This is a genomic window from Acinetobacter sp. Ac_5812, from assembly GCF_013072695.1.
In the GTDB taxonomy this organism is placed as follows: domain Bacteria; phylum Pseudomonadota; class Gammaproteobacteria; order Pseudomonadales; family Moraxellaceae; genus Acinetobacter.
This window is the reverse complement of the sequence record NZ_LXUK01000012.1, coordinates 558,817-570,713: the sequence shown is the minus strand read 5'-3', so window position 1 is coordinate 570,713 and position 11,897 is coordinate 558,817. Positions and strand designations below refer to the sequence as shown.

The 11,897-nt window shown below is 40.1% G+C and carries 13 protein-coding genes and 1 other RNA gene; 10 read left to right on the top strand and 4 right to left on the bottom strand.

Going from position 1 to position 11,897, the window contains the following annotated elements; genetic code table 11:
- The first annotated feature begins 108 nt into the window (after nucleotides 1–108).
- Together recA and A7P55_RS11705 are read left to right on the top strand one after the other, a co-directional pair.
- Nucleotides 109–1,155, top strand: coding sequence for a recombinase RecA (gene recA, locus A7P55_RS11710; protein WP_171552206.1), 1,047 nt, complete (start codon nucleotides 109–111; stop codon nucleotides 1,153–1,155).
- Between the two features lie 39 nt (nucleotides 1,156–1,194).
- Nucleotides 1,195–1,677 (top strand): regulatory protein RecX, encoded by a 483-nt coding sequence (locus tag A7P55_RS11705; RefSeq protein WP_171552205.1) that lies wholly within the window; start codon nucleotides 1,195–1,197, stop codon nucleotides 1,675–1,677.
- Between the two features lie 10 nt (nucleotides 1,678–1,687).
- Here the strand turns inward: A7P55_RS11705 and ffs are convergent.
- Nucleotides 1,688–1,784, bottom strand: an RNA gene (gene ffs / locus A7P55_RS11700) — signal recognition particle sRNA small type.
- 324 nt (nucleotides 1,785–2,108) lie between these two features.
- Between ffs and A7P55_RS11695 the strand changes: the two genes are divergently transcribed.
- A complete protein-coding gene (locus tag A7P55_RS11695) occupies nucleotides 2,109–2,954 on the top strand; it encodes a YbgF trimerization domain-containing protein (protein WP_171552204.1) in 846 nt (281 codons plus the stop codon).
- Between the two features lie 62 nt (nucleotides 2,955–3,016).
- Here the strand turns inward: A7P55_RS11695 and A7P55_RS11690 are convergent, their stop codons facing one another.
- The 3 genes from A7P55_RS11690 to A7P55_RS11680 all read right to left on the bottom strand — a co-directional run bounded on the left by A7P55_RS11690 (nucleotide 3,017) and on the right by A7P55_RS11680 (nucleotide 5,924).
- Nucleotides 3,017–4,888: a SurA N-terminal domain-containing protein gene (locus tag A7P55_RS11690; protein ID WP_171552203.1), complete on the bottom strand. Its 1,872-nt coding sequence runs from the start codon at nucleotides 4,886–4,888 to the stop codon at nucleotides 3,017–3,019.
- Between the two features lie 139 nt (nucleotides 4,889–5,027).
- A complete protein-coding gene (locus A7P55_RS11685; protein WP_004639426.1) occupies nucleotides 5,028–5,300 on the bottom strand; it encodes an HU family DNA-binding protein in 273 nt (90 codons plus the stop codon).
- Between the two features lie 168 nt (nucleotides 5,301–5,468).
- A complete protein-coding gene (locus tag A7P55_RS11680; RefSeq protein WP_004807968.1) occupies nucleotides 5,469–5,924 on the bottom strand; it encodes a phasin family protein in 456 nt (151 codons plus the stop codon).
- A 208-nt stretch (nucleotides 5,925–6,132) separates the two neighbouring features.
- Between A7P55_RS11680 and A7P55_RS11675 the strand changes: the two genes are divergently transcribed.
- The 7 genes from A7P55_RS11675 to hscA all read left to right on the top strand — a co-directional run bounded on the left by A7P55_RS11675 (nucleotide 6,133) and on the right by hscA (nucleotide 11,897).
- Nucleotides 6,133–6,780: a hypothetical protein gene (locus A7P55_RS11675; RefSeq protein WP_171552202.1), complete on the top strand. Its 648-nt coding sequence runs from the start codon at nucleotides 6,133–6,135 to the stop codon at nucleotides 6,778–6,780.
- Nucleotides 6,781–6,887: 107 nt separating this feature from the next.
- Nucleotides 6,888–7,361 (top strand): Rrf2 family transcriptional regulator, encoded by a 474-nt coding sequence (locus A7P55_RS11670; protein ID WP_004807972.1) that lies wholly within the window; start codon nucleotides 6,888–6,890, stop codon nucleotides 7,359–7,361.
- 1 nt (nucleotide 7,362) lies between these two features.
- Entirely contained in the window at nucleotides 7,363–8,580 is a 1,218-nt protein-coding gene (locus A7P55_RS11665; protein ID WP_004807975.1) for an IscS subfamily cysteine desulfurase, read from the top strand.
- A gap of 79 nt (nucleotides 8,581–8,659) precedes the next feature.
- Nucleotides 8,660–9,046, top strand: a complete 387-nt coding sequence (gene iscU, locus A7P55_RS11660; protein WP_004652980.1) for a Fe-S cluster assembly scaffold IscU — start codon at nucleotides 8,660–8,662, stop codon at nucleotides 9,044–9,046.
- A 29-nt stretch (nucleotides 9,047–9,075) separates the two neighbouring features.
- Nucleotides 9,076–9,396 (top strand): iron-sulfur cluster assembly protein IscA, encoded by a 321-nt coding sequence (gene iscA, locus A7P55_RS11655; protein ID WP_004807977.1) that lies wholly within the window; start codon nucleotides 9,076–9,078, stop codon nucleotides 9,394–9,396.
- A gap of 84 nt (nucleotides 9,397–9,480) precedes the next feature.
- A complete protein-coding gene (gene hscB / locus A7P55_RS11650; RefSeq protein ID WP_004807979.1) occupies nucleotides 9,481–9,999 on the top strand; it encodes a Fe-S protein assembly co-chaperone HscB in 519 nt (172 codons plus the stop codon).
- A gap of 38 nt (nucleotides 10,000–10,037) precedes the next feature.
- Complete coding sequence (gene hscA / locus A7P55_RS11645; RefSeq protein ID WP_171552201.1) at nucleotides 10,038–11,897, top strand: Fe-S protein assembly chaperone HscA; 1,860 nt, start codon at nucleotides 10,038–10,040, stop codon at nucleotides 11,895–11,897.

Below are 11,897 nucleotides of genomic sequence, written 5' to 3'. Positions count from 1 at the left end.
TGTAGAATAAACAACTAGAATCTGCCACTATACTCAAGTCCCAACAAGTTGAGATTCAATACATCCACTTGGGTTAGTCGTTAAGAAATAAAGTTTTGAGGTTTTGAGATGGATGATAATAAAAGTAAAGCGCTACAAGCTGCCTTAGGTCAGATTGAAAAGCAATTTGGTAAAAATACCGTGATGCGCTTAGGCGATAACACTGTATTAGCAGTTGAAGCTGTTTCTACGGGTTCTTTAACATTAGATATCGCATTAGGGATTGGCGGATTACCTAAGGGTCGTATTGTTGAAATTTACGGTCCTGAATCTTCAGGTAAAACCACCATGACATTGCAAGCGATTGCACAATGTCAAAAGAATGGTGGCACATGTGCATTTATCGATGCAGAGCATGCTTTAGATCCTGAATATGCACGTAAGCTTGGTGTAGATATTGACAACCTATTGGTTTCACAACCCGACCACGGTGAACAAGCATTAGAAATTGCTGACATGTTGGTTCGTTCAGGTGCAATTGACCTCATCGTTGTCGACTCCGTTGCTGCATTGACACCTAAAGCTGAAATTGAAGGCGAAATGGGTGATTCACACATGGGCTTACAAGCGCGTTTGATGAGTCAGGCGCTGCGTAAGATCACAGGTAATGCAAAACGTTCAAACTGTATGGTGATCTTCATTAACCAAATCCGTATGAAGATTGGTGTCATGTTTGGTAGCCCAGAAACAACGACTGGTGGTAATGCACTTAAATTCTATGCATCTGTACGTTTAGATATTCGTCGTATCGGTGCAGTAAAAGAAGGCGATGAAATTACAGGTAACGAAACACGCGTCAAAGTTGTTAAAAACAAAATGGCGCCTCCGTTCAAAGAAGCGGTCTTCCAGATCATGTATGGTCGAGGTACCAACCAATTGGGCGAACTCGTTGATCTAGCCGTTCAACAAGATATCGTTCAAAAAGCAGGTGCTTGGTATTCATACCAAGGTAACAAAATTGGGCAAGGTAAAAATAATGTGATTCGTCATTTTGAAGAGAATCCATTGATGGCTCAAGAAATTGAAAAAATCATTCGTGAACAACTTCTCACCAAGAATAAACCAACTGAAAATACAAATGTTGAAGAAGAAGAACCCGATTTCTTAGAAAGCTAAACTGAAACGCCCTTCGGGGCGTTTTTTAATGAGGAAGGCATGTTTAATTCAGACCAAACCGAGAAACCTAAAACACTGACTGGACAACGATTACGTTCCTATGCTTTTGCCCTGCTCACGCGCCGTGATTATTCAAAAGCTGAATTAATCACCAAACTAAATCTCTATGCAATCAATCTAGATGAAGTGGCCAACCTTGTCGAAGAATTAGCACAACAGAACTATCAGAGTGATCAACGTGTCGCTGAACTGACGCTCGCCAGTCAAATCAGAAAAGGCAAAGGCTTACAACGAATCAAACAGGCACTCAAAGCAAAGCAACTGGATGCGGAGCTGATTACTGAAGAACTTCAAGAAGTAGACTGGCTCGATCAAGCTTATCAGCTTAAGGTCAAAAAATTTGGAGAAGAAGTCGCAACTGACCCTAAAATCAAAGCAAAACAAGTTCGATTTTTACAATATCGTGGTTTTGATATGGGGGTAATTATGAAAGCGATTGCTCGAACGAGCGAAGAAGAATAAATGGTGGCAGCCCTACCAGCATGACTTCGGCACATCATAGTTCTACTACCGTTGCTACCTTCCGGTCCTGGCGGGGTTCGTAGAGTACAATTGCGAAGCTACCAGCAGGGCTACCATTGCCTGACAAAGTATAGAGATTTTTATCTGAGTTGCAAGCCTTGTCTCTGTTTTTCAGTGAGTTTTCAACTCAACTGCCTAATTCCTCATCAATCTCTATATATTTGTTATCTATTTATTTTAGTTGTGTTTAAACATTAAACAATAACCAACCAATTCCCTTCAAAAGTGCTTGAAGATTGTAAATGCTTATTGCATTTAAATGAGTTGCTGTTTTAATGGCTTAATCAAAAATCTATATCTGGTGTGTTGCAAGTAAAAGATGAAGACTTGTTCGACCACAGCTTTATATTTCAACTTATGGATGAATTTTTATGCTAAAAAAGCATTCCGTACTTTTTATTGCCCTACTCAGCAGTGCACATTTATATGCCAATGTTCCTATTGAATCGCGCGCTTTAAGCCAACAACAAGCCAATAATGTTGTTGCAGGTTCTCCAAGCTTGAACTGGGAGATCATGCAAAAGAACCAAAAACTTGAAGAGGAAATTCGCAAGTTACGTGGTCAACTTGAAGAACATGACAATGCGATAGAGCAATTAAAGAAAGAGCTTAGCAATCGCTATACTGATCTTGATCAACGCTTAGAACTGCTTTCGCAAAAAATTGATCCACCAGAAGAAAACCCTGAAGCCCAAGACGGAACTGCTACAACCGCAACAGCCAATACAGAAGCTGCAGCACCAACGATTGCACCAATTGCTCCAGCACAGCAGCAACAAACAGCACAACAACCTACTTCCCAACCACAACCCAATACAGCGACAACCAGCAATACCACCAATCAAATCGAGTTAGAAAAAGCAGCCTATACCGTTGCACTTGATGCCTATAAACAAGGCGGTGCAAAAAAAGCCATTCAACCAATGCAAAACTTCATTAAAAACCATCCGAATGGTATTTATGTTGGTAATGCATATTTTTGGTTAGCTGAATTTTACTTGGCCGTTGAGCCTGTAGACTATAAAGCTGCCAAACAGAACTATAATATTGTAGCAACACGCTATCCAAATTCTGCTAAAGCGTCTCGTGCGGTTTATCAGCTCTATAGTATTGCCAAAGAAGTAGACAAAAACACTGCTTTAGCAAATCAATATAAAAGCAAGCTGCTCAGCCAATACCCTCAATCTGAAGAAGCTAAATTTATTCAGAAAAAATAGTTTATCGCCTCCAATAAAAAAGCCAGTTTAAACAAACTGGCTTTTTTATGCTTAGAACAAACTTATTTGATCTTTGCTTGTGATTTTAAGTATTCAGTATAGTCTTCCAAGACCTGCTGACCACGGAACTGTTGATAAAGCTTATTCAACTCTTGTAACTGTTCTGCTGGTAAAGTACTTGCTACGCTGCTATTCACATTTGAAACTGCAACGATCACAAGTTCATTTGGCAATTTGGCAGTCGTTGCAGACCATAAACCATCTTTGCTTGGTGCAGGAATACTGAATGCTGCACGTTCAATAGGACGTTTTAAACCTTGTGAACGAGCGAATGTGCCTGCATTTTCAAAAGTGACTTGAGATTTAGCAACCACCTGAGCAGCTGGCTGAGTTTTAAAGTCAGCAAGGATTGTTGCAATTTTCGCTTGAGCTGCTTTATATGCTTTTGCTTCAATTACTTTCGCTTTGACATCAGCAGTTGCTTCGTTTAAAGGTTTTATACCTGCTGCATGGTAATTACGTACTTTGATCCAAATCGTATCACCATTCGCCATTTGAATATTTGAAGATGCATTACGATCACCGTTTTTCACATCATCATTGAACAATTTTGCTTTAACGCTCAAATCACTTAAATATGGATTATCGGTTGTTAAGGTTACAGCATTCGCAGATTCAATACGTGCACCTTTCACTTCTTGCGCAACAACATCAAGTGAATCGCCACCGACAACCATTTCGTTTAAGTTATTCACTGTATCGCTGAATAAATTCGCTGCCTTAGATTTTTCAACCTCAGCCGTTAAACGTGCTTTTTCAGCCTCAAATGAAGGAATATTGGCAACTGGTGCATTGGCTTCAATGATGTGATAACCATATTGTGTTTTAACAGGTTTAGAAATCTGGCCATTTTTCAATGCCGTAACCGCATTATCAAAGTCAGCTGAGAATACACCAGGTGCATAGGCTTCAACTAAACCGCCATTTGCTTTAGAGCTTGGGTCTTCAGAGTACTGAGCTGCTGCTTGAGCAAATGACTCACCTGCTTGAATTTTAGCGTAAACTTCATTCGCAAGCTTTTGAGCAGCCGCGTCATCACGCGCGTCCGTGGTAATTAAGATATGCTTAACTTCACGCTTTACATCTTTTTGTTGCTTGTCCACAAATGCAGTATAAGCTTGCTGTAAATCAGCCTCAGTTACCGCAAGGTTTGCTTTCGGCAATAATGCTGGTGTAAGTACGACATAATCAACATCAACACTAGCAACTTGCTTAAACTCGTTTTTATGCTTGTTGTAATAGTCAGCAATTTCTTGATTCGATACAGTCACGCCTTTTTTATAATCATCTAACTTAATACTTGCCAAGTGCAAAGTACGTTGTTCAGTTTGCAAATTAGCTAACTGCTGTACATCAGACTTGCTCACCAATGCATAATCCATTAATGATGTTGAAATCATTTTAAGTGCATGGTCTTGACGCAAGCTCGCAATCAACGCCTGATTCGTCATACCCACTGAACGTAAATAGTTTTCATATAATTTTTGTGAAAACTGTCCATTTTCTTGGAAGCTTGGCTGCTGAGCTAACATTTGCTCAAGCTGTACATCACTTAAAGTCATACCTAACTTTTCAGCTTGTTGCTGTAATAAGCTACGTGCAATCAGTGCATCTAATGCTTTTTCTTGAATAACAGGTAAATTTAAAAGTGATTCATCACCCTTGACCAAAGATAAATATTGGTCTTTATAGTTCTTGGTGGCACTTTCTAATTCTTTATTAGAAATATCTTGACCGTTTACCGATTTCGCAACGTCTGCTTTATTGCTACCACTAAAATATCCTTCAATCCCTACAAGTGCTAAAGGGGTCAAAAACAAAACGAGCAGGACTTTACCCAACCAACCCTTAATGAGAGTACGAAACGATTCCATAAGAATTCCAATATTTTATTTCGGGGCAATTTTAACTGAAAAACAAAGACGAATGAATGGAGAATAAAGATCAAATTAACTTTTTCATTCAATAAATAAAAAACGCACCCTAAATGGTGCGTTTATTGATTTAAAAAGATTACGCAACCGAATCTTTTAAACCCTTACCAGCTTTGAAGCTAGGTACTTTGCTTGCTTTGATTTGAAGTTCTTCACCAGTCTTAGGGTTACGACCAGTACGAGCAGCACGTTCTTTCACGCTGAAAGTACCGAAACCAACTAAAGTAACCGTGTCACCTTTTTTAAGTGCTTCAGTGATTGATGCAATTGTCGCATCGAGTGCCTTACCAGCATCCGATTTAGACACTCCCCCTTTTTCAGCAATCGCATCAATTAATTCTGATTTATTCATGATAAAAAATATCCTCTTAATATCGTTTGTTAAGATCCAAGGCTATAGTTTAAAAGGCCATGACGCCTTTATAGCAATGCTTTGGGGGAGAACGCAATACTAGAAAGACCTTTTAATTAAAATAAATACTGAAAAACGACATAAACGGACCAGTTACCTGCATTTTTTTTACTTTTTATTCAATTTGGCCTTCAATTGATTATTTTCTTCAATCAAAGCATCCACTTTGATATGCAACTGCACAAGCAGCTGTTCGATATGCTGAAGATCCTTCGGCGTCACTAAGCCAATACGATTCAAAGAGTGATTCACGCCCGTATCTAAAATCTTTTCAACTTTGTCTTTGGTATCTGTTACAGACTCTTTGGCTTTCTCTGTGACCTTACCTACAGTATTGTCTGCAAAATCGACTGTTTTCGACTCAAGCTCTTCACCGACCTTGACCAGTGAGTCAAACAATTTATTTCCTTCTTCTTCAGCACGTGAAAAAGCACCCAAACCAGCAAGCCAAATTTGTTGTGTATATTTTTTGAAATCCAGTGCAGATTTTTTAGAACTCTTTGATTTTGGCTTAGTTTTTACTTCAGCTTCTTCGTTAGGATTTTCTATGTTTGAGTTATCCATTGACCATTACTCCTAAGCTCTTTACAAACAGTATGTCGTATTTAACCATAAAAATGTTTTTATAATATCAAAGTTAAGACTTGATCGTTTTAAAAAACTGTTCTACAAAGCAATAAAGTCATGTAAATTATTTTTAACAATTGAGTAAGGATACTCAAAGTTTACAGATTTTATTGTTTTAACGTTATTGGTAAGGAAAAAGAGATCTATGAGTGATACGCAACAAAGACATAAACATCCCCATTTGTTGCTAAACATTGTCATCATTGTTTTAGAAACTTTTTTCTCCTTCGTCCTTACGCATGATGCGGGATTGCGCTTGCAAGCAAAAAAGCTCATCGATAAAAAGATGACGATTCGGATCAATAGCTACATTCCGTTCTTTGACTTTTATATCCAATTTACCGAAAAAGGTCTGTTGTTCGATATGAAAGCACTGGATCGGAACATCGATTTAGAGATTAATAGCACACTCATCGATCTGATTAAGATTTTTGTGTTTAACAATCAGCGTAGCATTAGCAATATGCGTATCCTTGGTGATGCCGTACTCGCTGAAGAGTTTTTAGATTTACTTCCACATCTAACGCTCTCCAGTATTCTGGCAAACTGGAAACAATGGTTAAATCTATTTAACGATGAAGCTGAAGCCGTTGCATCTCAACAACGCATTGCCCCTCTCTTAGATAAAATTGATCAGCAGCGCTCTGAAATCAACACTTTGCTGGTTGAAGTAAAACAATATCAAAACCGTATTCACCGCCTACAAAAACGCCAGCGCTTGATCAATATCAGCTTTGCAGTATTGAGCTTTATTTTCATCGCCTATTTTGTATATAATACGTGGATACAATAATTCCAATATATTTTACTTTTCACACTGATAATGACAATTTAAAACTTGACTATTTTAGTCGGAATTCATAAAATTTACATATCTAGTCTAACCATGTGTACCGAATCATGCGTCTTACAACTCGCGGTCGTTACGCAGTGACTGCTCTACTTGATTTAGCTTTGCAGCCAACTGAACAAACGATCACGCTTGCGGAAATAGCAGCTCGCCAATCCATTTCAGTCGCTTATTTAGAACAGTTATTCGCAAAACTTAAACGTCATGGGTTAGTTTCAAGCGTTCGTGGTGCAAATGGTGGCTATCACCTTGCGCGCACTGCAAGTGAAATCACCGTGCTAGAAATCATCGAAGCTGTAAATGAAACTGTTGATGCAACTCGTTGTGACCACAAAGGCAACTGCCAGAATGGCGCAATGTGTTTAACGCACGACTTATGGCAAGAACTCTCCCACCATATTGCCGATTATCTCGCAAAAATCACGCTTGCTGATTTAATTGCGCGTGACAACGTTCAAACTGTTGCTCTACGCCAAAATTCACCAAGCTTAGATTCAGCCCTTCTATCGGTTACAGGTATTTGACATGAAACGTCCAATTTATCTTGATTACGCAGCAACCACTCCTGTACTGCCTGAAGTTGCAGAACGTATGGTGGAGTGTTTAACGTTCGAAGGGACTTTTGGTAACCCTGCGTCACGTTCACATGCTTATGGTTGGCAAGCCGAAGAAAAAGCTGAGTATGCGCGTGAACAAGTTGCAAACCTAATCAAAGCAGACCCTCGTGAAATCGTTTGGACTTCAGGTGCGACTGAATCTGACAACCTTGCATTAAAAGGGATTGCTCAATTCTACGGCTCAAAAGGCAAACACATCATTACAAGTAAAATCGAACACAAAGCTGTGTTAGATCCTTGCCGTGAGCTTGAAGAACAAGGTTTCGAAATTACATATTTAGAGCCAGAACCACGTACAGGTTTAATTACACCTGAGATGGTTAAAGCAGCTTTACGCCCTGATACCATTCTTGTATCCCTCATGATGGTGAACAATGAAATCGGTACCGTAACAGACGTTGCTGCAATTGGTGAACTAACTCGTGCCAATAAAACATTCTTCCATGTCGATGCTGCTCAAGCAGCTGGTAAAGTTGAAATTGATCTTTCAACGATGAAAGTCGACTTGATGAGTTTCTCTGGTCACAAAATTTATGGTCCTAAAGGTATTGGTGCACTTTTTGTTCGCCGTAGCCCACGTGTTCGCTTAAAAGCACAAATGCACGGTGGTGGTCATGAGCGTGGTATGCGTTCTGGTACTTTAGCGACACACCAAATTGTTGGTATGGGTGAGGCTTTTGAAATTGCTGGCAAAACTATGCAAGCAGAGCAAGAGCGTATCCGTAAATTACGCGACAAGCTTTGGAATGGTTTACAAGACCTTGAACAAGTGTTCTTGAATGGCCACCCAACTCAAAACGTTGCAAACTATCTAAATGTCAGCTTCAACTTTGTTGAAGGTGAATCACTGATGATGGCACTGAAAGATGTTGCTGTTTCAAGCGGTTCAGCATGTACATCTGCAACTTTAGAGCCTTCATACGTTTTACGTGCTTTAGGTTTATCTGATGAGTTAGCACACAGTTCAATCCGTTTCAGTTTTGGTAAATACACAACTGAAGCTGATATTGATCACGTGTTAACAATTACCAAAGCTGCAGTTGAGAAATTGCGTGAACTTTCTCCGCTTTGGGATATGTACAAAGAAGGTATCGACCTTTCAACAGTTGAATGGGCTGAACACTAATTCATTGAACCCTCAATTGAAAAACGTGTTTTTACCCTCATATTAATATTAGGCTGACCCCGAGGTTTGGAGAAGCAACATGGCTTATAGCGAAAAAGTAATTGATCATTACGAAAACCCTCGTAATGTTGGTGTTTTAGACAAAAATGCAGAAAACGTAGGTACAGGTATGGTCGGTGCACCAGCGTGTGGCGACGTGATGCGTTTACAAATTCAAGTCGACGACAATGGCGTAATTGAAGAAGCTCGCTTCAAAACTTATGGCTGTGGTTCTGCAATTGCATCAAGCTCTCTTGTAACCGAATGGTTAAAAGGCAAAACACTTGATGAAGCTCAATCAATCAAGAATATTGATATCGCGACTGAGCTTGCACTTCCACCAGTAAAAGTACACTGCTCTGTATTGGCTGAAGATGCAATTAAAGCTGCGATTGAAGACTATCGTGGCAAGAAAGCGAAAGCTTAATTGATGAACGAAATAACATTGGAGTTTTCATGATCCATTTAACTGAAAATGCTGCGAGTCACATCAGCAATTACCTGCAAAATCGTGGTAAGGGTGAAGGCATTCGTATTGGCGTGAAAACTTCGGGTTGTTCTGGGTTGGCTTATGTACTTGAGTTTGTCGATGATGTCGACACGCATGACCAAGTATTTGAACAACTCGGTGTTAAAGTATTTGTTGACCCGAAAAGCTTAGTTTATCTCAATGGTTTAGAGATGGATTATGTCAAAAATGGTCTGAACGAAGGCTTTGAGTTTAATAACCCAAATCAAAAAGGTGAATGTGGTTGCGGTGAATCATTTACTGTTTAACTGGCAACACCCCTCTTTCTTTTCGTCAAAACAGTGTGTTCCGCACTGTTTTAACGTATTTATCAATAGCGGAATTCATCTCCCATGAATCATTTTGAGTTGTTCCAATTACCCGAAGCACTCGATATAGATTTAGCAGCTTTAAAAAAACAGTTTTTAAGTTTGCAACAGCAATATCACCCAGATAAAGCCACTGACAAAGATCAGGCATTGATCAAGTCGAGCGAAATCAATCAAGCATTTAAAGTACTTTCACAAGTTGATAGCCGTGCTGCGTACCTGCTTGCCTTAAAAAAACAAGATCATCATTTGGACCAATCCATTAGTGATTTTGAATTTTTGCAATCTGCACTCGAAATGCGTGAACAATTGGATGAAGCAACATCTACAGAGCAACTCAATACGTTAAAAGTTGAAATTCAACAGTGGATCGATGGTCTAGTTCGCGAATTTAAAATTGATTTTGCTGACGAAGACTGGGCAGAAGCACGTGATACTGTTCGTAAACTACGTTTTTTCCAACGTGTTATGAATGATATTGATAAAGCTGAAGATCGCATGTTGGACGAAGAAGAAAGCTTCGACCTCGATGATGATTTTTAATCCGCTGTTACCGATTATTTTCAAGGGATACCGCACGCATGGCGCTTTTGCAAATTGCTGAACCTGGTCAAGCTACTGCCCCGCATCAACATCGTATTGCGATCGGCATTGACTTAGGGACAACCCACTCTTTAGTGGCGACAGTGCTATCGGGAAAACCGAAAGTCCTACAAGATGACAAAGACCGAGTATTATTGCCGTCTATTGTTCATTACGCAAAGGATGCAACGACGTTTGGCTATGAAGCTAAACCTTTTATGCTGACTGATCCTAAAAATACAGTTGTTTCAGTAAAACGCTTTATGGGTCGCTCACAAGCAGATATCAAATTCCAGCATCCATACACTCTCGTTGGTGCGGAAAATGAAATGCCTGCATTTGAAACCGCTGCTGGTCGTAAAACACCAGTCGAAATTTCTGCTGAAATTTTAAAACAGTTAAAAGATCGTGCTGAAGCAAGTTTAAGCAATCCTGTGAATGGTGCGGTGATTACTGTGCCTGCCTATTTTGATGAAGCACAACGCCAAGCTACACGTGATGCTGCACAGCTTGCGGGCTTAAATGTTCTACGTTTACTTAACGAACCTACTGCTGCTGCTGTAGCTTATGGATTGGATCAAGACACCAATCTCAGCACGGATCGCAACTATGTCATTTACGACTTAGGCGGTGGTACCTTCGACGTATCGATTTTACGTTTCTCACAAGGTGTCTTTGAAGTTCTGGCAACAGGTGGACATACTGCACTTGGTGGTGATGATCTTGATCGCTTAATCGTAAAATGGACGAAAAAACAGCTCAATATCGAGACCTTAAGCGACGAAGAATATGCTGTCTTCATCATGGCCGCACGTCAAGCCAAAGAACATTTAACAGACCATGATTCTGCTGAATTAAAACTATTGGATGATCGACTCACTTTAGATCGTTCAACTTTTGAATCCATTATTCAAGTTGCACTCGATAAAACCATGAGTGTCTGCAAACGTGTATTACGCGATGCTAAGCTTGAACTCGATGACATTGAACATGTGGTTCTTGTTGGCGGTTCTACGCGCTCTTATGCAGTACAGAAAGCAGTTCGTGAATTATTTGAACGTGAACCACTTTGCACCATCAACCCAGATGAAGTGGTTGCGATTGGCGCATCAATTACTGCAAACCAGCTCATTGGCAATAGCCAAGATGGTTCTTTACTCCTTGATGTGACCCCGCTCTCTCTTGGCCTTGAAACCATGGGCGGTTTGGTTGAACGCCTGATTTCACGTAATACAGCGATTCCTGTGGCACGCCGTCAAGAATTTACCACTTATCAAGATGGTCAAACCGCGATGTTGATCCATGTGGTTCAAGGTGAACGTGATCTGGTTGAGCATTGCCGTTCATTGGGCCGCTTTGTATTACATGGCATCCCACCAATGACTGCAGGTCAAGCACGTATTGAAGTGACTTTCCAAGTCGATGCCGATGGTTTATTGACAGTCTCAGCTAAAGAAACCACCTCTGGTGTTCAAGCGCAAATCGATATTAAACCCTCATATGGTCTATCATCAGCGGATACTGAACGCTTACTGGTAGAAGGCTTTCAATATGCCGAAGAAGACAAACATCTTCGTCATTTGCAAGAAACCAAAGTAGAGGCACAACGTGAGCTAGAAGCATTGGAGCAAGCCTTAAAAGCAGATACTGATTTACTCTCTCAGCAACAGGCTCGCGACTTAATTCTTGCTGCTGAAGCGTTAAAAGCCCGTCTTAAGACAGATGAGCTTGCAGCGATTGAACACGCTGTTCAACAGCTTAAAATTCATAGCGATGCCTTTGCTGCGCTTCGTATGAACCGACATATTGACCATGCCTTAAAAGGTACGAAACTTGAAGATTGGTCAAACTCAAACTAA

What these genes read in the sequence shown, in the direction of transcription:
- recA (WP_171552206.1), top strand. Translation starts at nt 109, where the DNA reads ATGGATGATAATAAAAGTAAAGCGCTACAAGCTGCCTTAGGTCAGATT.
- A7P55_RS11705 (WP_171552205.1), top strand. Translation starts at nt 1,195, where the DNA reads ATGTTTAATTCAGACCAAACCGAGAAACCTAAAACACTGACTGGACAA.
- A7P55_RS11695 (WP_171552204.1), top strand. Translation starts at nt 2,109, where the DNA reads ATGCTAAAAAAGCATTCCGTACTTTTTATTGCCCTACTCAGCAGTGCA.
- A7P55_RS11690 (WP_171552203.1), bottom strand. Translation starts at nt 4,888, where the DNA reads ATGGAATCGTTTCGTACTCTCATTAAGGGTTGGTTGGGTAAAGTCCTG.
- A7P55_RS11685 (WP_004639426.1), bottom strand. Translation starts at nt 5,300, where the DNA reads ATGAATAAATCAGAATTAATTGATGCGATTGCTGAAAAAGGGGGAGTG.
- A7P55_RS11680 (WP_004807968.1), bottom strand. Translation starts at nt 5,924, where the DNA reads ATGGATAACTCAAACATAGAAAATCCTAACGAAGAAGCTGAAGTAAAA.
- A7P55_RS11675 (WP_171552202.1), top strand. Translation starts at nt 6,133, where the DNA reads ATGAGTGATACGCAACAAAGACATAAACATCCCCATTTGTTGCTAAAC.
- A7P55_RS11670 (WP_004807972.1), top strand. Translation starts at nt 6,888, where the DNA reads ATGCGTCTTACAACTCGCGGTCGTTACGCAGTGACTGCTCTACTTGAT.
- A7P55_RS11665 (WP_004807975.1), top strand. Translation starts at nt 7,363, where the DNA reads ATGAAACGTCCAATTTATCTTGATTACGCAGCAACCACTCCTGTACTG.
- iscU (WP_004652980.1), top strand. Translation starts at nt 8,660, where the DNA reads ATGGCTTATAGCGAAAAAGTAATTGATCATTACGAAAACCCTCGTAAT.
- iscA (WP_004807977.1), top strand. Translation starts at nt 9,076, where the DNA reads ATGATCCATTTAACTGAAAATGCTGCGAGTCACATCAGCAATTACCTG.
- hscB (WP_004807979.1), top strand. Translation starts at nt 9,481, where the DNA reads ATGAATCATTTTGAGTTGTTCCAATTACCCGAAGCACTCGATATAGAT.
- hscA (WP_171552201.1), top strand. Translation starts at nt 10,038, where the DNA reads ATGGCGCTTTTGCAAATTGCTGAACCTGGTCAAGCTACTGCCCCGCAT.